Origin of the sequence: Fibrisoma limi BUZ 3 (genome assembly GCF_000296815.2) — a bacterium.
Lineage (GTDB): Bacteria > Bacteroidota > Bacteroidia > Cytophagales > Spirosomataceae > Fibrisoma > Fibrisoma limi.
Map to the genome: position 1 here is coordinate 652,502 of NZ_CAIT01000005.1, position 25,352 is coordinate 677,853.

Below are 25,352 nucleotides of genomic sequence, written 5' to 3' on the forward strand. Positions count from 1 at the left end.
GAATTTTGCGACCATGTTAGGGCAGGAGTTGAGCGATGAGACACTGGTCGGCCGGCTTCGGCACGCCGATGAGCAGGCCTTTCGGACCCTGTACGACCGGCATTGGTTCGAGTTGTATGTCGTAGCCTGCCGCAAGCTCCGAGATAGCGAACTGGCACAGGATCTGGTGCAGGAACTGTTTTTGAAACTCTGGCAGAAGCGCGAAGTCCTTCGGGTCGATAATCTGAAAGCATACTTCACTACGTCGCTCCGGAATCTGATTATTGACCATGTCCGGCAACAACTCCAGAGCGATCAGTACGCCGAATACATTCTCCACGCACGGCCTGCCGAATCAAACCAAACGACATCAGCTGTTCAGTATCAGGAGCTTTCCGAGTCGCTTAATCAGGCACTGGCCCAGCTTCCCGACAAAACACGCGAGGTGTTTCTGCTGAATCGTTTCGAGCGGATGAGCAATCGGGAAATTGCCGCCCAACTGGGCCTGTCCGAAAAAACGATTGAATATCACCTGTCCCGCTCCACCTCGTTTCTCCGCACTCAGCTTCAGAACCTTGCCACGCTGTTGGCAGGTCTGGGCTTCTTCTGGACAGGAAAGCCGTAAAAGTAGTCATCAGTGGCTTGTGTTGGATGGGTGGAGCCGGGTTCGGAACCTGACACCACCCATCCACACCTGCGCCAAGTTCAACGATGCGGTTGTACCCTCGTCGCTGAACTTGGCCTGTTCTTCGCCGGAAAGGGCTCGAACGTAGCAGAGGGCGGCTGAATGCACAAAATCCAGCGTTAGCATTGGCGAAACGTAATTGAAATCGCCATGATTCTACTCCATTACCTCACCTCCGCCCAGCGCCTGCTGTTGATGACTACGCTCAGTATACTTACGCTGGCTGGTTGTTCCAGCACGGACGATCCGCAACCTGTTGCCAAGAGCCAGCTACTCAGCCGGAACTGGCAGGTCCAGAGCGCTCAGTACAGCTACAGCAACCTCACCTACACGTACTACCAGAAGGGCGGAACGACCAATGACGCCGATCTGTCGGCGTATCGGTTCAATTTTGAGAACAATGGTTCGTATACCTTCCTCAACGATTCGACGAGCTACGAGGGCAACTGGGAACTGGTCGAACAGGATTCCAAACTCCGCCTGGACGGCCAAAGCGATTTTTCGATCCTAACGCTGTCGGATACCAACTTCGACTTTTCGTTCACCTCCGAAGAAACGGATGCCGATAATAAGGCCATCACGGTCCAGTACACGTATCGGCTCATTCCAGCCAACTAATCCCGTTTTCACGCTTAACATTTATTAACAGGGGGCTAATCCAACCTTGCAGACCCGATTGGACTCACCTTCGAAAACACGTAAACGTTCTCATGATACATTGCTTTTCGACTCGTTCGTTATGGCCCCGACTGGCGGCCGGAATGCTCACCCTTGCCAGTGGCTGGCTCATTGGCTGTAGTGGCTCCGATGAGGTGGCGGTGATGGGCGACTGGCGTCGTCGGTCTGATTTCGAAGGGGTTGCCCGGCAGGCAGCCGCCGGGTTTATCATCAACAACATTGCCTACGTTGGCACCGGTACGAACGCCGATAACGAACGCCTGACCGATTTCTGGGGGTATGATGCGGCCCGCAATACCTGGACGCAGATAGCCGACTATGCCGGAACCCCTCGCTTTGCAGCCGTCGGGTTTGCGGTTGGCAGCAAAGGCTACGTCGGTACCGGTCTCGACAACAACAGCGACCGACTCAAAGACTTTTACGAATACGACCCTGCTACCAATGCGTGGCGAAAGATAGCCGATTATGCAGGGTCAGCCCGCCGGAATGCGGTGGCATTCACGATCGGCAACAAAGGCTACGTCGGAACGGGGTTCGACGGTAATTACCTCAAGGATTTTTACGCCTATGACCCTGCCACTGACCAGTGGCAGCGCGTGGCCAGTTATTCAGGTCCCAAACGACTCGGGGCGGTGGCCTTCGTACTCGACGGACTAGGCTACGTGGTTGGAGGCAACAACAATGGCATAAACCAGAAGGATGTCTGGGCTTATGATCCGGCACAGGATACGTGGGTTGAAAAAGATGAATTTGACGACGAAGAGACGGTAGCCCGCAGCTACGGTGTAGCCTTCGCCATTGGCTCAAAAGGGTACGTACTGCTCGGTGATGGCAACAACACCGTGTGGGAATACGATCCGGCGAGCGATTCGTGGAGCGACGACCGGGGGGCATTCGAAGGCAGTACGCGTTCGTATGCCGTTGGGTTTGCCATCAACGGGAAAGGCTACGTAACAACCGGGAGCGTCGGAACAGGGCGGCTGGATGATCTGTGGGAATTTGATCCTGATAAGGAACGCGACAGCGATGATTAAACCGACGAATCGAATCTGGGGCACCTGGTTGGTACTCGGTCTCTGGGCAGTGCTGCTCAGTGCCTACTGGCTGTTTGGCCGGCATCCGCGCTATGCGTTGCGGGTGTTCCAGACAGAAGCCGGTTGGGTGTACGAGATTCGGCAGGGCGCGAAACCCCTGATCTACCAGCCGGTCGTGCCTGGTCTGTCCGGCCAGCAGCGGTTTACCGATGAAGCGCATGCCCGGCGTGTGGGCGAACGCGTACTCAGCAAACTGCAACAGGGGGAGTTTCCCCCAACGCTACGGCCCGAGGAGGTTCGCTAGTGCTTTTCATCTGCTGGGCGTCAGGTAACGATCGTGGCCGCTCAATGCCACTGCGAAGAAATCGCAGCCTGACGCCCATTTCAACGACTTCTTATTCATGACGCGAATTCATACCTATCTGTCGGTTTCCTTAATCGCTATTATTTTTACTGGCTGTCAGTCGGGTGATCTGACCGTAGGGCAGCAGATTGTAACACCCCGCGAACTCGACGTTCAGCTTGTCGATTCGGTTACGGTGCTTGCGTCGACCGTGCTGGCTGATACGTTCACCACCTCGGCCGACAGTAGTGTGCTGATAGGACGGTGGGCTGACCCACAGGCTGGGCAAACGACGGCGAAGGGTTTTGTTTCCTTAGGGTATGCCACGCATAGCTTACCGGATCAGCAAACGGTTCGCTTTGATTCATTGGTGCTGGTACTGCCGTTGGGTACAGCCTACGGTGATACGTCGCAACTCCTGACGCTTAACGTTCACCAACTTCGGGCCAAACTCGACGACCAGACGTATTCAAACCTGGATGCGGCTGCTTATGAACCGACGCCCCTGCTGACCAAAACGTTTCGCCCATGGCCGAGGTACGGCAGTCGCCAGGTACGAATCCGATTGCCCAACGCCCTAAGCCAGGATTTTTTCGACAAACTGCGCAACCGCGTGATCATCGACGAAGAGACGATGGATGCTTACTGGAAAGGGCTGGCGCTGCTAAGCGATCCGTCGACCAACCTGTTGCTGAAGCTGGGCATATCGTCAGCCGAAGCAGGATTGGTGTTGTACTACCACGATACGGATTTGAATCAGACCCGAAGTACAATCCGTTTCGACCTGACTGGCACTCATTTTAGTCAGGTGGCCGGGGACCGGACCGGTACCCCCCTCAGCAATCTGCGAACGCGGCTGGATGCCGTCAGCAGCCGCCTGACTCAGAACACGGCCTTCATAGCGGCTGGAGCCATGCTTCGTGCCCGGCTTGAGATTCCGGGCCTGACCCAACTCGTGCAGACGCAACAGTACCGGGGCATTAATCGGGCGGATTTGATTCTTGAACCCATTCGGCGCGACCGGCGCGATAACGCAGCGCCCCCGTCGCGGCTTGTGTTGTTCCAGACCAATAGCCTCAACGAAACGCTGAGCATCGTGCCGGATGCGGAAGGGAGCAGCAGTACGGTTGTGGGGTATTATGGCTACGACCCGAACGATCTTGAACAGCAGGCGCAGTACACCTTCAATATAACGTACTACGTGAACGAAATACTAAAAGCCCGTCTACCTAACCGTCCGCTTTTGCTACAGGCCATCACGGAAACCAACAGCCTTCCACTTGAACGGCTGACGTTCGGTGACGCATTTAAGGCAGGCTATCGGCTCCGGTTGCGGCTGTACATGACCCTGGAGAAGCCGTAGCTGTTACGTACCGTCCGAACCAGTACGTAACACCCTATAACCGGCTTTTACGGCCGTATAGAGTGCAGCTCCAACGCACACAAGCCGAACAATGCCCCAGGACATACCCCGCCAGACTAACTGGTTGACCTGCGCCCGGTTGGCCAGCAGGTCGGCCCCGGAGAAAAATACGTTCAGGTTAATTTGCGTAACGATGTACACTGTCATGAATACCGCAACTAATGTGAAAAGCAAGGTAGCCAGCAGCCAGTTACGTAATGACTTATCGTGGTCGCGACTAATCCAGTAAGCCCCAACCGCGGCCACAAACGTCAGGGGGCTTAACGGAATAAAATACCAGACAGGATTGGTAACCTTCGTAAAGGCATTCCAGTGTGTCAGGGCGGTCGCGGGGTCGGACAGGGTATTCGGCGTAAACACGACGGTTTCGTACAGGTTGCCGAAGAACCAATGGGCCAGCCCGAAGATGGTAAACCCCAGAAACCAGTGGAGCCGGCGGACGTTAGACATAATCAGTCCGTATAATACGTGAACTGTAGAAAGTCAGGTACGTGCGAAACAGGTAAACCACCGTAACTACTTCAAAGGCGATCCGCAACAGATTCAGAACAATCCATTGGTTTGCCAGATCGAGTACGTCGGCGTTATCGGGGTTCGGGCCGCCGAAATACAGCCGCAGATTAATCTGAGTGACTACGTATACTGTAAGCAAAACGGCTCCCAGCGATCCGAGAGTAGCCCACGTCAGCCACTTTTGAGCGTTAGGAGGTAACGATTTCTTACCGCGCCACCATGCCACGATCAGCGTTAAGAAGCCAATGGGCGTATTCGGGATGTGGTAAAAAATCGGGTTAGTCACGCTATGGTAATCAAGCCAGCACTGCCGGGCCGCAGCCGGCGATGCGGTCAGGTTTGGCGCATCCACGATGGCTTCGTACACGTTGCCAAACAGCCACATCGCATGACTGACAAGGGCAATCAGCAAAAGACTATTCAGGATGCGCCCGGTGGTCGAGCTGCGTTGTTGGATTGTCGCTTCCATATGCTTGTTGTATCGTGATTGATGGAAGCAAAATTACGCTGGCAGGGTAAGGGAGGGGTAGGAGGATTGCGGTCCCTTACCGGACAAATCAGGCCGAATGCCGGTAGGCGGTCGGCGTCTGGCCGGTTTGCTGACGGAAGAAGCGACCAAAGTATGCCGGATCGTCGAAATGCAGTTTCGCGGCAATTTCGGCTACAGATAGCTGGCTGTTTTTTAGCAACAGTTTCGCTTCCAGGATCAGCAACGTTGCTACATGAAAGCTGGCGGGTCGGGCCGTGGTGCGTTTCACAACGCGGTTGAGGTGATTGGGCGTTACGGCCAGTGCATCGGCATACTGGCTGACACCATGCCAGCTTACGTACTGCTGTTGCACCAAACGCTTGAAGGCGGCCGTCAGCCGGATATCAGCAGGGGAAGAGGTTGACGACTCAGGCTGTCGCTGATGCAACTGGGTCGCCCGGACAATTAATGCCTGGAGGAGTCCCCGGGCGCTGTCAGGTGAGTTGGCCCGGAGGATTTGTTCAGTTAACCCAAGTAAGGTCGTAAACCACGCTGACTGCTCGTTGGTCAGGTTGAGGAATGGTTCGTTACCCGCTTCAAAAAATGGGCAGGTATCCAGCAGGTCGGGAGTGGCCAGATTCGTGACAAAAAACTCGCGGTCGAAATGAAAATAAAATCCGGTCACATCCTCACTAATAAAATCCGTTGCGTTGATGGTGTCCGGAGCCAGCACCAACAGGCTGTTGGGTGTAAGCTGAACATCATACAGACCACACTGCCGATGCAAGGTGCCAGCGGTAAGCAAAAGCCCGTCGTAGAATGTAATACGGTTGGGGGCAATTGGAAACCGGAAGAACTGCCGGACCTGCTCAATCCGGTATACGGCCGCAAACCCCGACGCCATCGTGGACAGTGACCAGTCGGCAGGAATCGGCTGATCACGAACGAGGTAGTCGTTGGCAAAGGCGTCGGGTCGGTAGGTGGGAATCGGATCGGCTGGTTTCATGACATACACTCGGAATTGTTAACAAGGCCTTTCGTTTGTTGTTCGTAGTTTGTGGTTGAAGACAGACAGTAGCAACTACAAACCACAAACTACGAACGTCAAACTAACTAAACGTTATGAATCCAACCCAACTATCGCACGAACTGCGCGAAGAGCAGTCGGCCGACCTCACCAACCGGCGCTGGATTGTCGGCCTTTCCCTACTGGGTGTAGCCGCGGGCCAGATTGTCTCACTGTACCAGACGGGTATCATCAAACACCTGCCTGATCCACCGGTTTCAATCTTCGATTCCGACAAGGTCGATGCCTCTGACTATGCTTATAAACGGCTGCAAACGCCCGACGCGCTGATGATGGTCGTAACCTACGGCCTGACGGCCTGGCTGGCTGGAGCCGGAGGTAAAAATCGAGTTGAAGACCAGCCCTGGCTCCCAATCGCGACGGGCGTAAAGACACTGGTGGACGTCGGTACGGCCGCTCAACTGGCCCGGGAGGAATGGCAGGAAAACAAAGCTTTCTGCGCTTACTGCCAGGCCGCTACGGTAGCGTCGGTGGCATCGGTGGCGCTGGCGGTTCCGGAAATGATCAGGGCGTTCCGGACTATTTTTCGGCGGTAGGTGAGGGGGCGTTTGCTTAGTACGTGAACAAACTGGTTATACAGTAGTTTGAGTCAAATACATACTTCCGGAGGGAGTATGTAGTATGGTAAAACCCAGGTAAACGTACACTATCGATTAAACCAATGCACATCAAATTATCTACCACTTTTCCGTGGCAATCGGGTCTGATCGTTGCCGCCCTGTTTACGTTGTTTGTCTTCGGCATGACAGCTTGCTCAGATGATGACGACAATACGCCGGTTACGGCAAACATCGCCGAACTTGTTGGAACCAACGCCCAGTTCACCCTGCTGAATGCGGCCCTGGCCCGGGCGGGGCTGGATGCCACGTTACGACAGCCGGGTCCCTATACCGTGTTTGCCCCAACAGACGATGCATTCCGGGCGGCCGGTTACGCCAACGCTGCCGCTGTTAATGCTGCGGATCAGAACGCCTTGCGGAACATCCTGCTATATCACGTGATAGGTGGATCAGTACCGGCATCGGCTATCAATACGGGGCAGAATGCCCAGCCAACGTCGCTGAGCGCTAACGGTACGATATACATCAGCAAAGCGGCTTCAACCTCAGGAACCGCAACGGGCGTATCCGTCAATGGAGCCCGGGTGCTGCAGGCCGACGTAGCCGCGTCGAATGGTATCATCCACGTTATTGACAGGGTGCTGCTGCCGCCGACCGGTTCAATCCTGGCGGTCGTTCAGGCCGATACGAGCCTGAGTCTGCTGACGGCTGCTGCCCTCCGGGGGGGCGCGGAAGTAACAACCGCTTTAAACAATCCGGCCATTCCGATAACGGTTTTTGCGCCAACGAACGCAGCGTTCCGGGCCACGTCTTTCTCTACGGTAGCCGCCATCACCGCGGCCCCGGAGGATGTTCTGAGGGGTATCCTGACCTATCACGTAATTCCGGCTGTTCGGGCGTATTCACCCACGCTAACCAACGGGGCCACGATCACTACGTTCCAGACCGGAACGGTTACAGTGGGCGTCAGTTCAACAGCCGTTACAGTTACCGGGCGGGGCAATGGCGGTAACCCGTCGCGGGTGACCACCCCCGACATTAACGCAACCAACGGCGTTATCCATAAGATTGACCGCGTATTGTTGCCGTAACGGCACAAATACAGGTTTATACGTTAAGCTGCTCCAGCCGGGCAGCTTAACGCGTTTTTGGGCGGCTGTGACATCGAAAAGCCGGAATCAAAACACTGCCGGTGCTGTTATGTTTTTGTACTATAGAAGGCAATTTCCGTACTTTGGGCGGGCTGTTTCAACCGTCTGATCAGCCCCTCGCAGTCGTCAACCGAATGACCAGGCCACAGAAAAAACTCTTTTTACTCGACGCGCTGGCGCTTATCTACCGCGCCCATTTCGCATTCAACAAAAACCCGCGCATCACCTCCCGCGGGCTGAATACCAGTTCCATCTTCGGCTTCATGAACTCGCTCATGGAGGTACTGAACAAGGAGAAGCCCACCCACATTGGGGTGGCGTTCGATACGGCCAAAGCAACCTTCCGGCATGAGCAGTTTCCGATGTATAAGGCTACGCGGCAGTCGCAGCCGGAAGACATCAGCATTGCCAAACCCTACATCCGGCAGATTATTGAGGCTATGCAAATTCCTATTCTTCAACTGGATGGGTTCGAAGCCGACGACGTAATCGGGACGCTGGCTAAAAAGGCGGCCCTGGCCGGATTTGAGGTGTACATGATGACTCCTGATAAGGACTACGGTCAACTGGTCGAAGAGCACATTCACATTTATAAGCCCGCGTTTATGGGCAAACCGGCCGAAAAGCTCGGCGTTGCCGAAGTCCTCGACCGCTGGCAGATTGAGCGGATTGAGCAGGTAACGGACATGCTCGGTCTGGTTGGTGATTCGGTCGACAACATCCCGGGCATTCCGGGCATTGGGGAGAAAACGGCGCAGAAACTCATCGCCGACTACGGTTCCGTTGAAAACCTGATTGCCAACGCTGAGCAATTAAAGGGTAAGCTGAAAGAAAACGTCATCAATTACGGCCAGCAGGGAATGTTATCGAAACACCTGGCCACGATCCACCTCGACGTTCCCATTGCGTTTGATGAGGAAGCCCTTCTGCATACCGAATACGACAAACCTCGCCTGGCGGCTCTGCTTGATGAACTGGAGTTCCGGCAGATGAAAACCCGGCTGCTGGGTTCTGATTTTGAGGGGGGGGCACGATCGGAAGGAGCAGCGGCTACAGCACCTGACCGTAGTAAGAGCAGTACGTCTGGACAAATGGGCTTGTTCGATAGCCCGGCCTTCATGCCGATGCCTGCTGAGAGCCGTACGGACGTAACACCGTCGGGGGCCGATGATCTGCCGTTTGATTTTGGTTCGAATGATACGCCTGCAACACCAGCGGCCAAGCCCGCGCCGAAACGCTCCAAGGCAACGCCGGTAAAGGCGCCGACGGCTTCGGCTACATCGGCCACGCCGGATGCGGTGAAGGATACCATCACCACCGACGATGCCGTTGGCAACGAGGTGACCGAAACGGCACAAGCCAATCGGCCAGCCTATCTGGATGTCTATCCCGACGTAGAAATTGACGACGTACAACCGGAGCGACGGAAGACTATCCTGTCCGTTAAGCACGATTACCGGCTCGTCGATACGCCCGAACTGCGCGAGAGCCTGGTTCACTTCATGAGCAAACAGGAGGCCATCTGCTTTGATTCTGAAACGACGGCCCTCGATCCGGTCGAGGCCGATCTGGTTGGGCTGGCGTTCAGCTACCGAACAGGCGAAGCGTTCTACGTCCCCGTTCCCGACGACCCCGCCGAAGCGCAGGCGATTGTAGACGTATTCAAGCCGGTGCTGGAGAACCCGAATATCGGTAAGATTGGGCAGAACCTGAAGTACGACCTGCTGATGCTGAAAAAGTACGGCGTGGAAGTGCAGGGCAAGCTGTTCGATACGATGATCGCTCACTACCTGATCGAACCTGAGCAGCGGCACAACATGGACATTATGGCCATGACGTACCTGAACTATCACCCCGTTGAGATCGAATCGTTGATTGGCAAGAAAGGCAAAGGCCAGTTGAACATGCGCGACGTGGATGTGCAGAAGGTGGTCGAATACGCCGGCGAAGATGCTGATGTTACTCTGCAACTGAAGGAAACGTTTGCCCCCCGGCTGGAGCAGGATAAGCTCGACAAGCTGTTCGATCAGGTAGAAATGCCACTCGTACAGGTGTTGGCCGATCTGGAACTGGAAGGCATTCGCATTGATACCAACGCCCTGGCCGAACTCTCGGCAACGCTGGAAACGGACATGCGGCAGGTACAGCAGGAAATTTTCGAGATTGCGGGCGGGGCCTTCAATATCGGCTCACCGAAGCAACTGGGTGAGATTCTGTTCGATAAGCTCAAGCTGGATAAAAACGCCAAAAAGACCCGTACGGGGCAGTACGCGACCGGCGAAGAAATCCTGTCGAAGCTGGAAGAAGAACACGAGATTGCCCGCAAGATTCTTGATTACCGCGAACTGGTCAAGCTGAAAAATACATACGTGGATGCCTTGCCGCTGCTTATCAGCAAGCGCGACGGCCGGATTCATACCTCGTTTAACCAGGCCGTAGCGTCGACGGGGCGATTAAGTTCGGCAAATCCAAACTTGCAGAACATTCCAATCCGGACACCGCGCGGCCAGGAAATCCGCAAGGCATTTGTGCCCCGCTCCGAGGAATTCCTGATTATGTCGGCCGACTATTCGCAGATTGAACTGCGGATTATGGCGGCTTTCAGCGGGGACCAGACCATGCTCGACGCGTTCAACAACGGCATTGATATTCATACGCAGACGGCCAGCAAGGTTTTCCACGTACCGATCAGCGAGGTAACGAGCGATATGCGCCGGAAAGCCAAGACCATCAACTTCGGTATTATTTACGGCATTTCGTCGTTCGGGCTGGCCCAGCGGCTCAAGATTCCGCGCAAGGAAGCGTCGCAGATTATCGAGGAGTACTTTGTGGAATTTTCGGCCGTGAAAGCCTATATGGACCAGAGCATCGATAAAGCGCGGGGCTGCGGCTACGCCGAAACGATTCTGGGGCGTCGGCGCTACCTCCGCGACATCAATTCGCGGAACATTACCGACCGGATGTTTGCCGAGCGCAACGCCATCAACGCGCCGATTCAGGGCAGCGCGGCCGACATGCTCAAGATCGCGATGATTCGGATTCACGAGTTTCTGCGCAAAGAACGGCTGAAGTCGAAGATGATCCTGACCGTGCACGACGAACTGGTGTTCGACGCCCACCGCGATGAACTGGACATCCTGCGCGAGAACGTGAACCACATTATGAAAACAGCGATTCCGATGGCGGTGCAGATGGAAACCGGCATTGGTGTCGGCGAAAACTGGCTGGTAGCGCACTAACCGTGGTGGGTGATTAAAGCAAAAGATTTGTTGTTTCTGATAGACAATAGCCCGGTTAACCGGGCTATTGTCGTTTTTAAGAAGGAGTCTCATTCTATTATCCCTGCTTCAACTCATGAGACGGACTTACAGCAATCTCAGTCATAGGCTGCTCGGGCAAGACTTAACGTTACACCTACCAATTCAGAATTACCCAGGACAACCGAATTAGTATGGATAGCCCTGATCCGTGGTCTGTGAGGACACAGACCACGGTGGTAAAGATGGCTTAGTCCTGACAGCCCGGCCACGGTGGTTGAAATTCCACGTGCCCCAGTTGCCAGAACAGATAAGCAATGGCGTCCGCGTAGGTCTCGATTCGCTGCTGTTTTGTCACGCCGGGGCCATGCCCGTTCTGGTAATCGACACGTAGCATTACTGGACGCCCGCTTGTCGATGCCGCCTGCAATCGGGCGGTCATTTTGGCCATTATCCACGGGTCCGCGCGCGGGTCGTTTATTCCCGTATGAAGTAATACGGCCGGATAGTCGGTGCTGTCTTTCACGTGGTGATAAGCGCTCATTTGGTGCAGGATTTTGAAACCCTCTTCGGTTTTCACACTGCCGAATTCGGGAATGTTCGGTACGCCGTTGGCCGTGGTTTCGTAGCGGAGCATATCGGTCAGACCCACGGCGATGCCGACGGCCCGGAACAGATCAGGCCGTTCGGTCATGGCCCGGCCGATGAGGATACCACCCGCACTGATGCCCAGCCCACCCAGGTGCCTCGGTGAGGTATATTGCTGCTCGATCAGGTACCCGGCGCAGGCAATGAAATCGATCCAGGTGTTGGGTTTGGTCGCTTTGTAGCCGCCCTGATGCCACTCTTCCCCGTATTCGCCACCACCGCGCACGTGAGCGACGGCGTAGATCCCACCCCGCTCTACCCAGGCCGTTATCATGGGACTATTCCCCGACAGTGACGGTATGCCGTAGGCACCATAGCCATTGAGCCAGGTGGGATTCGTACCGTCGAGCTTGACTCCTTTTTTGTGAATGATTGATAAAGGAATGGCAGTACCATCGGCGCTTTTAACCGTTACCTCCCGGACTTGGGCATTGGTGAGTTCGTCGTATGGCCCCTTCGGTTGCAAACCCAGGTCATTGCTTCGGCGGGTGGTCGGGTTCCAGGCATAATGTCGGGCCGCTTTTGTCCAGGAGGTGATCGAAAACACTAAACCAGGCACTCGTGGATCAGCTTGTACACTGGTCAGCGTCCCGTCAAAAGGCAGCATCACAGTTGACACTTTTTCGCTTTTCCTGAATGGCATACGCCGTATCTGGCCTAATCCACCATTCAGTTGCTGGACGTACAACGCATCTTCGGCGATGTGTAACGCATCTCCCCCAGCCATATAGCTACCCCCAATCACGGCTTCACCCGGTGGCACTATAACCGTGGCTGTTGCCAGATCCGGACCTTTCAAGTTCGTGCGAATAACTTTGTAACGGGGTGTGTTCCTGTGCGTGACAAGGTACAGGTCGTTGCCATAAATCTGCGCGTCGGTTACCTGATCGGTTGCGTCACAGATTTTGCGCCACGGTGACGGGCCGAGTTCACCGGCAGCTACACCGATGTTTGCCAGCGAAGCAACGTAGATCGTCTGTCCACCGCCAACGCCGGTTTCGACCGTCGCCAGCACGTAAACGGAATTGGGGAACGTATGCAGGCGGGGCAGCAATGTTGGGCTGACCTCAATGGCCGGATCAACGCTATGACCGAAAACCACCCGATCCTGGTCGGCCGATGTACCGACCACGTGCCGATAGACTCGCGATTTCTGCTGCAACTCCGCTTTTGGCGCATCCGCCGGGAGTTGTTGCAGACGGGTATAAAAGAAGGATCGGTTATCGGGTAGCCACGCGATTCCCCCGTACCGCGCTCGATCAATGGTTTCGCCGGTTTCTCGACCCGTCGCGACATCGTAGATGCGAATGTACGTGTCGTTCTCGGAGCCGCCGGGTGTCAGACCGACGGCGATCCATTTACCGTCCCACGACGGGCTAAAGTAGCTGATGGATACCGGCTGGGCGTTGTTTGGGGTAAGTTTTCGCGGATCAACGAGTCGAACTTCCGTGCCCTTCAGGCCCCGTCGAACGTACAACGACGCGATGTTTTCGTTGGCGTTCGTTTTCAGATAAACATATTGTTCGCCGGGTAGCCGACGGACGCTGCTGACGCGGGCAGGTGCCGCGTTACTCAGTTCCATGAGTCGCTTTGATATTTCCCGCCGACCAGGAATCTGGTCAAGCACCGAGCGAGTGTGGTCGGCCTGGGCTTTCATCCAACCGAGGAGTTCCGGATTTTTCATGTCCTCCATCCAGCGGTACGGATCCGTAATCTTCGTCCCGAAGTAGTCATCTACGACCGGGCGGACGGGAGCAACGGGTGGTTTGGCGGGGTAGACCCCGGCTACTTGCGGGTAGCCAGTATGAGTTAGCAGGGCAACGATTGCCGCACAGGTAACCGTTGCCCGAATGATTAATGCTGACATGAATGAGTCGTTAAAGGCTGACACACCAGAGATGATGCTGATGATGAGCTTTTTCAAAAATTCCAGGCTTGTATATCCGGTGTGTCATTGCATACGCCCAAATGCACACGTCGGCAGGGATCATATCCGGCAGCTGTTGACGAGTAAACCTTACTGCTGTAGATATTCCAGACCTCGACTCCTCTTGGCGCAATATCGAACGACCACCGACTTTCCCATCGGCATCCACCACCGATTCCAAAAATCGGACATGGCAGAAATCGTTCACCGCTAAAGCGAATGCCGGTAGCAAAGTCGGGTGCCATCGCGGCTACTTTCGTGTACGAATCATTCACGGTTCTGATTCGGGCATACTGTTCATTGGTCATGGCCTTACGGAACCGGTTTTCGTTGATGTAATTGTCAATGAACCATTGGGCACCGTAGTTATCGTTATAGTAATCAACCGAACAACCCCCTGCGGCCGACCGCGCACTGGCGTCAGCCGGTCGATCAGGTGGTGGTAATTCTCCCAGATCTATCGGGGTTGACTGATCTGCTGATTTTGCTTTTGTCAGACGGATCTGAGCTTCGGCCAATCGTTTGATCGTTGCTTCCTGAGGGGCTGGCGCAATGGCCTTGTAGATCTCAACCAGCGATTGGTTTTGCTCACTCAGGCGGTCGAGCTTAGCGCTGATTTGCAGCGAGGCTGCTACCCGGGCATTTTGCTGACCGGGTTTAGGGGCTGCAATCGCTGATTGCCGAATGGCCACTTCGCCGGGCGAAAACTCGTAGAAGCCCACAAAGCTTCCATCTCCATAATCGATTACGGTCAGTGTATCGCCAACGACCCCTGCCACGGCCCTACTGCGAATGTTCTGATCAGAAATTTTACGAACGGTAGCTTCCGGCACAAAATTATCAATGTTGTCTTTGGAGCAGGAAATCGCCATCCCGGCAAATAATAGGGCAAAAATGTAGCCCGCAACAGGTTTTTTGTTGTACTTCATTCGTGATAAAAAGTAAGAAGATAAAAAAAGAGGAAGGTTAGCCGCAACCCGCAACGCCCCGGAGGACGCTGCGGGCTGTAGCCTTGTTTACTGGCATTAGCGCGGTCCCCACGCTCCGTTAAAAGCGTCGATCACGAAATTGCCGGGATCGGGCGATACGGGCGAGTTGTGAATCAATGTGACCACCACACCAATCGAGAAAGCATAGTACGACGTGTTCAGGGAAGCGACGCCGTTGTCGGTTGGGAACCAGAGGTAGCCACCATGCGAAAACAGAGTGCCGTTGGTAACATTTCCCCGGAACCAGCCCAACTGATGGTCTTCCATGAGCTTACGCTGCTGCGCATTGAGGACGGTATCCGTGTACAGCAGTCGACTCACAAACTGGTTCAGTTCGTCCATCGACAGGTGTAATCCCTCACCGCCAACCACCAGCGATGCATCGCCAAAGTCCCAGCCACTAACCTTGCCGGCCGGAAACGGATAAAACAGCGTTGGGTTGGTTGCGTCGGGTTTCCCCGTCACGGTTTTGAGGCCCGCCGGCTTGAATACGTTGGCATTCATGTAATTCATATAAGATTGGGCCAGCGCAGTGCCCCGGTCGGTCACGCCCTGCTCCTTAAACCCGTTCAGGTAAGGAATAATTACGCGAAACAAGGCGAAGTTGTGGTTTTGATACTGATAGGCCTTGTCCGTGCCGATTCCTTCAGCCACTAACCGTTTCACCGATTCGTAATCCATACCCAGCTTGTTCGGGTTGCGGATACCGCTTGTGTGGGTCAGCAACTGTTTGAACGTGATGCTGTTTACGTTCGGGCCACGGTGCCAGTCGGATGGCAGATACGCCCCGATAGGAGTGTCGATGCTCAGCCCTTTTGCCGTGAGCAGTTTAACCACACCAACCGCCGTAAGGGTCTTGCTGACGCTGGCGAGGTTGGTCCGCCGGTACACCGAGAAATCCTGCTGGGGCGGGTTGGTAGCGGTGCGGGCGAGCCCGGCGTCGTAGCGGAATTCAACACCACCCCGGTACGAAATCACAACGCCGTAGCCCACGCATTTGCCGTCCAGCTTCTGCCGGATGCCGCTCAGCAGTTTAGGCAACGAAAGCGCCTGATCACCAATGGCAATCCGCTTGTTGTATAACTCGCCCAGCCGAACCTGAAAATCATCCAGCGTCCAGCCCCAGACAATCCCCCGGCCGTCGTTGGCGGGCATCCAGATGCCGTCGTACCGGCGCTGCCCCCCACCGATGTCGTAACTGTGCTGGTGCGCCAGCCGGTAGCCTTGCCCATATAATTCGCCGAGCTTTTTCTGAAAGTCGGCCAGCGTCCAGCCCCAGACGATGGGCCGGCCGTCGTTGCCGGGCATCCAGATGGCATCGTAGCGACGTTGCCCCGGGCTAATTTCGTAGCTGTACTGATGAACCATGCGGAAGCCTTGTTGCCATAACTCACCGTTACGTTTTTGCAGATCGGCCAACGTCCAGCCCCAGACAACGGGTCGACCATCATTGCCGGGCGTCCAGATGGCGTCGTATCGCCATTGTCCCCCGCCAATATCGTAGGCCTGCTGCTGCGTCAGCCGGAAGCCCTGTTTCCAAAGCTCGTCGTTTTTCTTTTTCAGATCGTCGAGCGTCCAGCCCCAGACAATCGGCCGACCATCGTTGCCGGGCATCCAGATGGCATCGTACCGCCGTTGGCCACCCCCGATGTCGTAGCTGTACTGGTGCGAGAGCCGGAAGCCCTGTTGCCATAATTCGCCGTTTTTCTTCTGTAAGTCAGATAACGTCCACCCATATACGACGGGCCGACCATCGTTGCCGGGTTTCCAGATCCCATCGTACCGGCGCTGCCCCCCACCGATGTCGTAACTTTGTACGTGAAATAGCTTGTCGCCGTTAATGAGCACTTCGGACGCAACCGACAGGCTCGCGTCTTCGTTTACCTTGGTCAAGGCAAGGCCACCAAGGCCCATGTCTTCCAGTAGCCCCTGATCAGGCTTCACTTCTTCAGTAATCATGATGAAAATTGGTTTTGGTTAAAAAAGAGAAAGAGTGTCTCACACACGTGAGGGTAAATAATGGGTCATAAACGCGGGGTTGTTGTGACGAGTTAGAAAGCCGGGCGTTGCGCTCTTCGTGCGGATACGTATAAATGCGGTGGGCCTCTCTGAGCTAAATCGTTACGTCAAAGGTAGCGCGATTGGTCACCGCTGTAAATAGTGCTTTACTACTAAATAGCTGGGCGTTAGTTACGTACGAAGTGCATTGGTCAGAACTCAACCTCAACCGGGTCTGTAATCCGAAGTACGGACTCCTGCCGGAACCGTTGTTTGTATTCGGCGATGATCTCCTTAAGTTTCCGTTGTGCATCGGCTTGGTCGGGGTGGGCCAGTTCCAGCAGGTACGAAGGCTCCCGAACGATAGTCCCGGTTGTATCCCGCCACTGCCCTTCGACTCGCCAGACGGTTAACCCATCCGGGAAGCGGGGCGTAACCACGTCCGTCAGGAACAATCGCCACGATTGCTCGGACACCTGACCACCATCCGGAATGGACCGACCGAAATACAGCCGGTCAAGCACCCACGATGGCGGTTCTGTACGTACCCGACTGGCTGGCAGCAAGCTTCCTTTAGTACAGGAGCTTACGAACAGCAGTGTAACGAGTAGCCGACTGATGATTTGTAGACGCAGGCGAATCATGAGGCAGCTTGGTTTAGAAGGTGCGCTTGGGTGTAAGATTAGACTGTAAGTTGCCGATTGGTCTGGAACGTAGCCACGGCATCCCGAATGTAACGTTCCGTCAGCAGGTTAGGATCGTACTGCGCAAACTCATTCTGCAACCTGGCGACATTCTCCTTGTAGACGGGATTCGAAAAGATTTCGGCGGCCCCCCTGGCAATCTGCTGCGGAGTCGGGCGCTCCGTTTTCAGATTGACGCCCAGCTTGAAGTACCCGATGCGGGCGACGATCTCGTTCTTGCCCTCGTGCTTACCCGCCCCCAGAATCGGTACGCCATAACTGAGCCCGAGCAAAACGCTGCCGTAGCCACCGCTGGAGACGAACAGGTCCGTGTTTGGCAGAGTCGCGTCGTAATCCATAAAATCGGCGATGATGATGTTCGACTGCGAATAGCGGGTTTTCAGGTAAGCGGTGTGCATACCACCCGTGGCTACCAGTAGCAGATACGGTTTATCTTTGAAAGCCTCCAGTGTCGGAATGATCAGCTTGTCAGGCTCTTTGTTGTCCACCGTTCCCTGCGAGATCAGGATCGTTTTTTCGTACTGACCGGCCAGTTTAGCGTACGCAAATGGCTTGTTCGACGTCTTCTTCCGGGGCAGTAGCGGACCGACGAACCGCACGTTCGGGTGCATGTCGCTTCGTGGGTATTCGAAACCGGGTACTCCGCTTTGCAGGAAGAGGGTTGTGCGCCGGATCAGGGTGTCGAAAATGATTTCGTTTATCGGGGCAACGCCGTGGGCACCGATAATCTGGTTGTAATACTTCGTGCTGTCGTTGAAAATTACCTTCGTGATCAGCGTTCGCAACAGACTATCGCGAAGGCGGCCTGCCAGTCCAGGTCTAGGGGTAAGCCCCAGGCTACTTGGGGGTAAGTCGCGCGATGTCTCCATCAACGGACTAATGCCAAAGACGATGGCCGGCTTTTTTAGCTTCTCCTGAATCAGATGAGCGGCCACGAAGCCTGCGTCGGCCAGCAGTACATCAAAATCGAACTCTTCCTGAATCTGCCTGATGTCTTCAAAGCAGGTGTTAACGAGGCCAAGAAAGATATGCCGGATATCAAACTTAATGCGTGCGACGGCACCCCTGAGTTTCAGGCGCTCAGGATACACTTCGTTGAGGTTGTCCTGCGTTACTTCCACTTTTTGCTGTATCGTATACATTGGTATGCCCATGTCCGCTAACTGGTCGCTGTAGTTGCGACCGGTGTACCAGCGCACATCGTGGCCTTGTTCCTTGAGATACATAGCCACGTCGGTCAGCGGGTTAAAGTGTCCATCAGCGGGAATGGTCGCAATCAGGATTTTGTGTTTGGGGGTAGTGTTCATCAGTATCAGGATTAAACTATGGTATGCGTCGGAGCATACCAAGCAATAAAAAGAGGTATAAACAAACCGGTATGATGCTTAGCCAGTCGGGAATAAAACCGCTGGCGACCGATGAAAGACATGATTTCGGCAACGGTTCTGCTTGCTTATACGCTGCCACTAGCGTCAGCAGAGCAAGCGCATGCAGTATCAGCCAGCACTTTGATTTCTTCATGATCGGACTACCAGGTATTGGATAGAAAATGTGACAATGCGCAAAAGCCTGGTTGGGATAGCCGCTGATTACATTAAGCACAAGTACGGTGGGCTTCCCTAACCTATATTCATTTGCAACTTTACTGTCATTAATTCGCGTTATTCATTGGTAAGCGGTAATACGCCAAGGCTCCTTCCGTCTTCCAGAATGTCATGCCCAGCCGTTTCATCACGCCAAACGACGCTGTGTTGGGTACGTCTGCGGCCGCTATAATCTCGGTCATGCCCGCCTGCCGAAAGCCATAGTTAACCACGGCGCGGCTGGCTTCGGTCGCGTAGCCCTGCCCCCAATAATTGGGCAGTAAACCATAGCCTAACTGCAGTTGATCGAACATGATGTAGCCGCAAAAGCCGATGATTGTGCGCTCCTGTTTTTGGTAGATCGCCCACAGTCCACAACTCCCCTCTTCAAACTGACGCTGACTGGCTGCGGTCACGTCGTCAACCCAGTCTATCCCGACAATTTTGTTGTCCATCAGGTAGCGCCGAACCGACGAATCGGTGAAAATAGGGTGTAATTCCTCCCGCATGGTTGGCTCCATGGGCTTGAGAATGAGCCGCTCAGTTTGTATCAACGTGTCCGTTATCATTATTTACTTTTTTGCATCATCATAAACGCCAGCACAGCCTGCGCCGATTCGAGGAAGACACGGAGCCAGTTGGTCTCCATCACCCGCTGGATCAGAGGCAGGTCCTTGCCTTCGTTCAGTTGCAGGTTCATTGGAATCTGGACGAAAGCCGTCGATATCCAATCTATCAGGAGGCAGATCAGCGAGGCCCAGATCAGACCCTTCGGAACACTACTCGGGCGAAAGCGAAGCAGCAGGATGTTCATCACCGTCAGCACAAAAAAGGGAATGACGCTGATTGGTATAATCATATCGCCCAGCAACGCGTGGTAGGCTACGAACTCTCGCTCCCCAACGATGGCCCGCGACGGGTAGATCAGGAAGTAGTCCATCATGGCCGTACCGTAGCTGTAGAAAGTCGTGGCGTAGAAAACGTTGGCCAGCGTTGTGGACGCCGACCGCTGCTCTGTAGTCCTGGTTAGTGTCTCCATAGTTTTCGGAAAGAATCGTATGATCTAAGATTGACTGCTCACTATCATGGCCTCCCGGCTGGTCCGCTGCCCGCTTTTGTAGATAGCCAGGCCGAGCAAAAACCACGTCAGCCCCCAGACAGCGACCAGCATGTAATCTGGTTTTCCGTAGATAGCCGCCAGCGGCAGCATCAGGCCGACCGGAAACCAGCCCACCGCGAACGGCGTGTATTGCCGCCAATCGGTCCAGACGCGAGTTTTCCTGACAGCTAGGCCAACGATCGTCATGCTAATTGCAATCAGCACCAAACCCAGCGGTAGTAGGAACAGCACTGGATTCCTGCCCGCTCCTGAAACGCCGGACTTCATCAGCATGGCCGCCAGAAACGGAAGCGTATACACAACAATAGCCGCCTGCGCAAAACGAACGGGCCATTTTCGGCTGATAGCCCCGACCTCATACAATGCCGGTAGACCTATCAGGTAACACAGCTGCGGAATCATCAGGGTTATTGCTGATCCAACTTCTACCACAACTGGTCTGCGGTCGGGTGGTCCGGTGGATAAGCCGAGACTGATGAATAGTAGCTCGGCAAAAAACCACAGCAAGGCACCAGCCATAAGAAGAATTCCTTTTCTAGTCGTTTGACTCCCCACGTATGGGTCTGATATGGTACGTTCCATCTGTTTACTGTTCATTGATTCGTGACACATAAGCCCGTTTCGCTCTACCTCGATTTCGACTTGATTACGGCCACAAAGGTACCGGGTGACCCGGTATCGGGTAAATAGTCCTTTCGTACTAAATACTGAAAGACAATGGTTTGCCACAAAATATGGTACAAAACTACCATTGGCTGGCCGGGCGGATAAGCGGAGATTTGCACCGAAATTCTTCGATAACCAAAAATAATTCAACAATGAAAGTGAACACAGTAGTTAACTGGACAATTGGCTTAGTCTGCACGGTGTTAGTATCCGCCTGTAACGATGACGAAGATGAACCGGTAGCGCCAATCCCGACGCCGACCATTAACTTCACGCAGGTCAGCGGTAGTGGCGACATTACGGCCAAACTGACCGAGTTTCGGACCTTGCTGGGCGACCCGCTCAACACGACGCTCAACCAGACCGCGGGCCGTCGGGAGATCAACTGGGATGGCGTACCGGCCAACCTGACAAACGTGGATACGTACCCCGGCGACTTCTTCAACAGCACCGACCCGGCCGTGGGAGCCGGACGCAAACGCGGGGCCGTTTTTACTACCCCCGGTACCGGATTCCGCATCAGCGACAACGACTTTACGGATATAGTTGCGGATTACGGCAATCAGTTCAATGCCTTCAGCCCGGCCCGGACGTTCGTAGCCGTGGGTAGTAATCAGACCGATGTAACGTTTCGCCTGCCGGGAACCAACACGCCCGCGACGGTGAAAGGCTTCGGTGCTATCTTCTCCGACGTCGACAATGCCAACTCCACAACCCTCGAATTTTTTGAGGGCGACAAAAGCCTCGGTACGTTCAAAGCGCCCGTCCGCAACGACGTGAACGGCTTCTCGTTCGTAGGCGTCAAGTTTCCGGACAATCGGGTGTCCAAGGTTGTTATCAAGTCGGGGAATGTTCCCCTGTCGAGTCGGTTTGCGGACGGTAGTCAGTACGATCTGGTCATTATGGATGATTTTCTGTACGACGAACCGACTGCATCCAACTAACTCGTGCTGAAGCCTGATGCGGTTGGTATGCTGTCAGATTTGACAGATTGGCGACACGAACGCGCTCGGCTGCGATGAAAAAACGAACTGTAAGGGTATTCCAAACACTTACTACCGGTAAGTACCACCATTTTAAGTTTGCCCGTCTATGCGTATCATTGGGAAAGATTTGACTCAGAGGCATTCCCGACGAACACTGGACGGGCAGACGCAGATGGAAGATAACAAAAAGGAATACCACCGTATTGAAGATGAGATTCAGCAGGCTACGTTCCGGAATGAACTTTCTAAAGCAGGAATTAATCTAATCTACACGGGTACCTGGCTCAAAACGGCCCACAGCGACTTCTTCAAATCGTTCGGTATTACCTGGCCCCAGCATAATCTGCTGCGGATCCTGCGTGGTCAGAAAGGCAATCCTGTCAACGTCAACGCTATAAAAGAGCGAATGATGGATAAGTCCTCGAATGTGTCGCGAATTACCGAAAAACTGCAAAAGAAGAAACTGATCGAATGCCGTCCCTCGCTGGCCGACAAACGTGCCGTTGACGTTGTCATTACGCAGAAGGGCTTGGATCTACTCCTTGCCGTTGAGGCCCGAGTGCACGAAATTAACAACCTGCTCGCCCACCTAGAACCTGGCGAACTGCTCTTGTTGAACATGCTTCTGGATAAGGTACGAAATCCGAAGTAAGGATGTAATCAGTGCTCAATACGCTAAATTTTTTTTGTATTATGTGTGTACGTACTCATATAATGACTGAAAGTTGAAATTGCCGTTTGCTAAAAGGGTGCATGAAAGCTCGAGTTTGTAACATTTACATGCGTTTTTTTTGAGTAAACTTGTGTTAATAAATATGTACGTACACTTACTTTATTTATTGGTTCTAAACCCGCCACTACGTGGCAACTAAACCAATTGTTGTGATGATGAATGAGGAGCAAATCTGCATAAGTGACCCTGCGGAAGTCGTAAGTGTCAGTTTGGTTGAAAAACTCTTTCCGGGTTGGGTAGTGGCGCACTGTCTGCATCACCACAATTATCGTTTTCTGAGCCACAACGGGGCCGCTTTTTTTGGGCTACCGGCTGACGAACTCCACTCGAAGCTGTTTCTGGATTTATTCGCGCTCATCCACCCCGATGATGTCGATGCGTACCGGCGGGTGATCCAAAAAGTGGATGAACTGCTGCTTGGAACGGAGCCGACTGAAATCAATCAGTACCGCTTTGTAATGCACTACCGGCTGCGCCGGGGCGGTACGTACCTGAGCCTGCACGAGGAGCGGCTGTTCTTCGCTAACGGCATCGGGCAGTTCGAAAGTTTTGCCCTGTTTAAAGACGTGTCGGCCGAACGGTTGGTGAATCGAGTTCAGTTGGATTGGTACCGGGTTGATGAACTGGGCTACCGGAAATTGAACAGTTACGTACCGACGTCGGCGGATCAGGGGTTGACCGGCCGGGAGATTGAAATTATTCGACTCATCAAAGAAGGATTGAGCAGCAAGGAGATTGCCGAACGGCTCTGCATCAGTATCAATACCGTGCGAAATCACCGGAGCAATCTGTTCCGCAAAACGCAGGCCCGCAATGTGGTTGATCTGGTTAAAAGTACTGCTTTCCCCGAAATGGCGCTCTGTTGATGCAGAACACTATACTTGTACACTCACTTTGCAGCAGGACTACGGGAAGGTAGTCCTGTTTTTTTGTTACTCTTACGTAAACATTCACTTCCTGTATGCAAAACATCCTGTTCCCAACCGATTTCACCAACGCTACTGAACCCACGCTAAGTTGGGTACGTCTGTTCACCCGTCAGTACAACGCTAAACTAACCGTATTGCACGTTTACCAGCCAGTTGTGCCCGATACAACCCTGCCGACCATCGGTGATCCGGGCATAGGCGCGGCCGCGTCGGACGAACTGCTCCAGATCAGTCAGGATAATCTGTCCAGTCTGGTGCAGCAACTTCAGGCCGATGGGCTCAACGTAGACGCTGAATGGCGGGTAGGCGCGGTTGAGGACGAAATTATTCAGGTGGCCCGCGACGTGAATGCTGATCTGATCATTACGGGGCGCAGCGACGTAACGACGTTTTTCGACCGGCTGGTAGGCAGTGCGGCAACCGATGTGGCCCTTCAGGCACCGTGCCCAGTGCTGGTAGTACCCACAATGGCCCATGAAAACGAGGTGCTACGGCCGGCTAAGGTGAAAACGGTGGTGTATACGACACAGCTCGAATTTGAGGAAACCCGTATCCTGAAACAGGTCGTTGAATTGGTGAAAGCCTTCAACACTACGGTTCGGGTGCTAAAGATTAAAGCCGACAACCAGCCGGATGTTTACGACGATACGTACAACCTGGCTCAGTTTCAGCGCATATTCGGTTCGGAGCAACTTCAGATTGAAACCGCTGAGGCCCGTGGCGTTACGGACGGCCTGCTCGATTACCTGGCACACCACGAGGTTGATATGCTGATCATGACCACCCGGGAGCGGGGCTTTCTGGATGGACTGCTCCAGCCCAGTATTACCGAACGAATGCTGAATCGGACGTCGGTGCCGGTGCTGGTATACCACGACGAAGCCAAGCGATAAGAAACACGTACGCCAGGTCATTTAAAATAGTTTGATGGGTAAAGTGTCAAGTTGGCTCAGCAGGCCATTTAGAAACACATCGAACCTCAAACTTTACACGAAAATCATGCACATTGGATTCATTGGGTTGGGCCAGATGGGCATAGCCATGGCTCAGAATCTGCTCAAAAGTGAACATTCGCTGGCGATTTATAACCGAACCCGCGACAAAGCTGAGCCTTTAATCAAGGCAGGCGCTACCTGGGCCAGTTCACCGGCTGAAGCCGCATATGAGGCTGATGCGGTGTTTACGATGGTGAGCGACGATGCGGCTCTGCAGGAAGTGACGATGGGTGAACTGGGTCTCCTGAACGGACTGTCGGAGGGAGCCGTCCATCTGTCATGCAGTACGATTTCACCCGATACAGCCCGGCAGCTTGCTCAGGAACATCAGCACCGAAACAGCCGGTACGTAGCCTGTCCGGTTTTTGGGAAGCCTGAGGTAGCCCAGGCGGCTAAACTCTGGGTTTGTGTATCCGGAGAAACAGCCGCAAAGGACGACGTCCGGCCATTACTTGACCTGATCGGGCAGGGTATCTATGATTTCGGCGAAGATCCGGGAGCGGCCAACGTGGTGAAACTGAGCGGTAATTTTCTGCTGGGATGTGCCATCGAAGCTATGGCCGAGGCTTTTACGCTCGGGGAAAAGAACAACATCAGCCGGACCAGCCTCTACGAGTTTTTCAGCACTACGCTGTTTGCATCGCCGGTATACAGGAACTACGGTAAACTCATTGCTGATGAGGTGTACCAGCCCGTAGGAGCCCCACCGGCCCTGATCCGGAAAGACATGCGGCTGCTCCTCGACGAAGCGGAGAAGGCGCTGGTACCGATGCCCTTCGCAAACATCGTGTTTCAGCAGCTTACGGCAACCGTAGCCAAAGGTAAAAACAACATCGACTGGGCAGGCTTTGCCGGGCAAGTGTCGGAGAATGCGGGCTTGAAGAAATAGTCATTT

Annotated in this window: 25 protein-coding genes; 13 read left to right on the forward strand and 12 right to left on the reverse strand. The window is 54.2% G+C overall.

Going from position 1 to position 25,352, the window contains the following annotated elements:
* Positions 1-13: 13 nt before the first annotated feature.
* Complete coding sequence (locus BN8_RS07575; RefSeq protein WP_009281243.1) at positions 14-604, forward strand: RNA polymerase sigma-70 factor; 591 nt, start codon at positions 14-16, stop codon at positions 602-604.
* 9 nt (positions 605-613) lie between these two features.
* Here the strand turns inward: BN8_RS07575 and BN8_RS33180 are convergent, their stop codons facing one another.
* Positions 614-790 carry a hypothetical protein gene (locus tag BN8_RS33180; RefSeq protein WP_009281244.1) on the reverse strand — a complete coding sequence of 59 codons (177 nt, stop codon included), beginning with the start codon at positions 788-790 and terminating at the stop codon, positions 614-616.
* 24 nt (positions 791-814) lie between these two features.
* On the opposite strand from BN8_RS33180, the gene BN8_RS07580 reads away from it, so the two are divergent.
* The 4 genes from BN8_RS07580 (at position 815) to BN8_RS07595 (ending at position 4,082) form a co-directional block, all read left to right on the forward strand.
* On the forward strand, positions 815-1,282 hold the full coding sequence (locus BN8_RS07580) for a hypothetical protein (RefSeq protein ID WP_009281245.1): 468 nt from the start codon (positions 815-817) through the stop codon (positions 1,280-1,282).
* A 92-nt stretch (positions 1,283-1,374) separates the two neighbouring features.
* A complete protein-coding gene (locus tag BN8_RS07585; RefSeq protein WP_009281246.1) occupies positions 1,375-2,376 on the forward strand; it encodes a Kelch repeat-containing protein in 1,002 nt (333 codons plus the stop codon).
* Positions 2,369-2,680 (forward strand): DUF4907 domain-containing protein, encoded by a 312-nt coding sequence (locus tag BN8_RS07590; RefSeq protein WP_051041010.1) that lies wholly within the window; start codon positions 2,369-2,371, stop codon positions 2,678-2,680. The genes BN8_RS07585 and BN8_RS07590 overlap by 8 nt, the downstream gene beginning before the upstream one ends.
* A gap of 97 nt (positions 2,681-2,777) precedes the next feature.
* Positions 2,778-4,082, forward strand: a complete 1,305-nt coding sequence (locus tag BN8_RS07595) for a DUF4270 family protein (RefSeq protein WP_009281248.1) — start codon at positions 2,778-2,780, stop codon at positions 4,080-4,082.
* Between the two features lie 3 nt (positions 4,083-4,085).
* Here the strand turns inward: BN8_RS07595 and BN8_RS07600 are convergent, their stop codons facing one another.
* From BN8_RS07600 to BN8_RS31575, 3 genes are all read right to left on the reverse strand, one after another.
* A complete protein-coding gene (locus BN8_RS07600; RefSeq protein WP_009281249.1) occupies positions 4,086-4,592 on the reverse strand; it encodes a hypothetical protein in 507 nt (168 codons plus the stop codon).
* Positions 4,585-5,124: a hypothetical protein gene (locus BN8_RS07605; protein WP_009281250.1), complete on the reverse strand. Its 540-nt coding sequence runs from the start codon at positions 5,122-5,124 to the stop codon at positions 4,585-4,587. Before BN8_RS07605 ends, BN8_RS07600 begins: the two co-directional genes overlap by 8 nt.
* A gap of 88 nt (positions 5,125-5,212) precedes the next feature.
* Positions 5,213-6,130 carry a helix-turn-helix domain-containing protein gene (locus BN8_RS31575; RefSeq protein WP_009281251.1) on the reverse strand — a complete coding sequence of 306 codons (918 nt, stop codon included), beginning with the start codon at positions 6,128-6,130 and terminating at the stop codon, positions 5,213-5,215.
* Between the two features lie 116 nt (positions 6,131-6,246).
* Here BN8_RS31575 and BN8_RS07615 point away from each other — a divergent pair, with 116 nt between their 5' ends.
* The 3 genes from BN8_RS07615 (at position 6,247) to polA (ending at position 11,161) form a co-directional block, all read left to right on the forward strand.
* Entirely contained in the window at positions 6,247-6,747 is a 501-nt protein-coding gene (locus BN8_RS07615) for a vitamin K epoxide reductase family protein (protein WP_009281252.1), read from the forward strand.
* 125 nt (positions 6,748-6,872) lie between these two features.
* The gene (locus BN8_RS07620) at positions 6,873-7,862 is read left to right on the forward strand and encodes a fasciclin domain-containing protein (protein ID WP_009281253.1); all 990 of its coding nucleotides are present in this window, start codon (positions 6,873-6,875) and stop codon (positions 7,860-7,862) included.
* 194 nt (positions 7,863-8,056) lie between these two features.
* Positions 8,057-11,161 carry a DNA polymerase I gene (polA, locus tag BN8_RS07625; RefSeq protein WP_009281254.1) on the forward strand — a complete coding sequence of 1,035 codons (3,105 nt, stop codon included), beginning with the start codon at positions 8,057-8,059 and terminating at the stop codon, positions 11,159-11,161.
* 268 nt (positions 11,162-11,429) lie between these two features.
* Here the strand turns inward: polA and BN8_RS07630 are convergent, their stop codons facing one another.
* The 8 genes from BN8_RS07630 to BN8_RS07665 all read right to left on the reverse strand — a co-directional run bounded on the left by BN8_RS07630 (position 11,430) and on the right by BN8_RS07665 (position 20,730).
* Positions 11,430-13,694 (reverse strand): prolyl oligopeptidase family serine peptidase, encoded by a 2,265-nt coding sequence (locus tag BN8_RS07630; protein ID WP_009281255.1) that lies wholly within the window; start codon positions 13,692-13,694, stop codon positions 11,430-11,432.
* Between the two features lie 53 nt (positions 13,695-13,747).
* Positions 13,748-14,683, reverse strand: coding sequence for a hypothetical protein (locus tag BN8_RS07635; RefSeq protein ID WP_009281256.1), 936 nt, complete (start codon positions 14,681-14,683; stop codon positions 13,748-13,750).
* 96 nt (positions 14,684-14,779) lie between these two features.
* The gene (locus BN8_RS07640) at positions 14,780-16,702 is read right to left on the reverse strand and encodes a serine hydrolase (protein WP_009281257.1); all 1,923 of its coding nucleotides are present in this window, start codon (positions 16,700-16,702) and stop codon (positions 14,780-14,782) included.
* 251 nt (positions 16,703-16,953) lie between these two features.
* Entirely contained in the window at positions 16,954-17,385 is a 432-nt protein-coding gene (locus BN8_RS07645; RefSeq protein ID WP_009281258.1) for a DUF3574 domain-containing protein, read from the reverse strand.
* A gap of 38 nt (positions 17,386-17,423) precedes the next feature.
* Positions 17,424-18,752: a glycosyltransferase gene (locus BN8_RS07650; RefSeq protein WP_009281259.1), complete on the reverse strand. Its 1,329-nt coding sequence runs from the start codon at positions 18,750-18,752 to the stop codon at positions 17,424-17,426.
* 344 nt (positions 18,753-19,096) lie between these two features.
* The gene (locus BN8_RS07655) at positions 19,097-19,597 is read right to left on the reverse strand and encodes a GNAT family N-acetyltransferase (protein ID WP_009281260.1); all 501 of its coding nucleotides are present in this window, start codon (positions 19,595-19,597) and stop codon (positions 19,097-19,099) included.
* Positions 19,597-20,067, reverse strand: coding sequence for a hypothetical protein (locus BN8_RS07660; RefSeq protein WP_009281261.1), 471 nt, complete (start codon positions 20,065-20,067; stop codon positions 19,597-19,599). The genes BN8_RS07655 and BN8_RS07660 overlap by 1 nt, the downstream gene beginning before the upstream one ends.
* Positions 20,068-20,091: 24 nt before the next feature.
* Entirely contained in the window at positions 20,092-20,730 is a 639-nt protein-coding gene (locus BN8_RS07665; protein WP_192579026.1) for a hypothetical protein, read from the reverse strand.
* Between the two features lie 236 nt (positions 20,731-20,966).
* Here BN8_RS07665 and BN8_RS07670 point away from each other — a divergent pair, with 236 nt between their 5' ends.
* The 5 genes from BN8_RS07670 (at position 20,967) to BN8_RS07690 (ending at position 25,346) form a co-directional block, all read left to right on the forward strand.
* On the forward strand, positions 20,967-21,758 hold the full coding sequence (locus tag BN8_RS07670; protein WP_040005525.1) for a hypothetical protein: 792 nt from the start codon (positions 20,967-20,969) through the stop codon (positions 21,756-21,758).
* A 148-nt stretch (positions 21,759-21,906) separates the two neighbouring features.
* Complete coding sequence (locus BN8_RS07675; protein WP_009281264.1) at positions 21,907-22,452, forward strand: MarR family winged helix-turn-helix transcriptional regulator; 546 nt, start codon at positions 21,907-21,909, stop codon at positions 22,450-22,452.
* A gap of 209 nt (positions 22,453-22,661) precedes the next feature.
* Positions 22,662-23,399 carry a helix-turn-helix transcriptional regulator gene (locus BN8_RS33495; RefSeq protein WP_202806385.1) on the forward strand — a complete coding sequence of 246 codons (738 nt, stop codon included), beginning with the start codon at positions 22,662-22,664 and terminating at the stop codon, positions 23,397-23,399.
* 95 nt (positions 23,400-23,494) lie between these two features.
* Entirely contained in the window at positions 23,495-24,355 is an 861-nt protein-coding gene (locus BN8_RS07685) for a universal stress protein (protein WP_009281266.1), read from the forward strand.
* A 106-nt stretch (positions 24,356-24,461) separates the two neighbouring features.
* Complete coding sequence (locus BN8_RS07690) at positions 24,462-25,346, forward strand: NAD(P)-dependent oxidoreductase (protein WP_040005526.1); 885 nt, start codon at positions 24,462-24,464, stop codon at positions 25,344-25,346.
* The last annotated feature ends 6 nt before the right edge of the window (positions 25,347-25,352 follow it).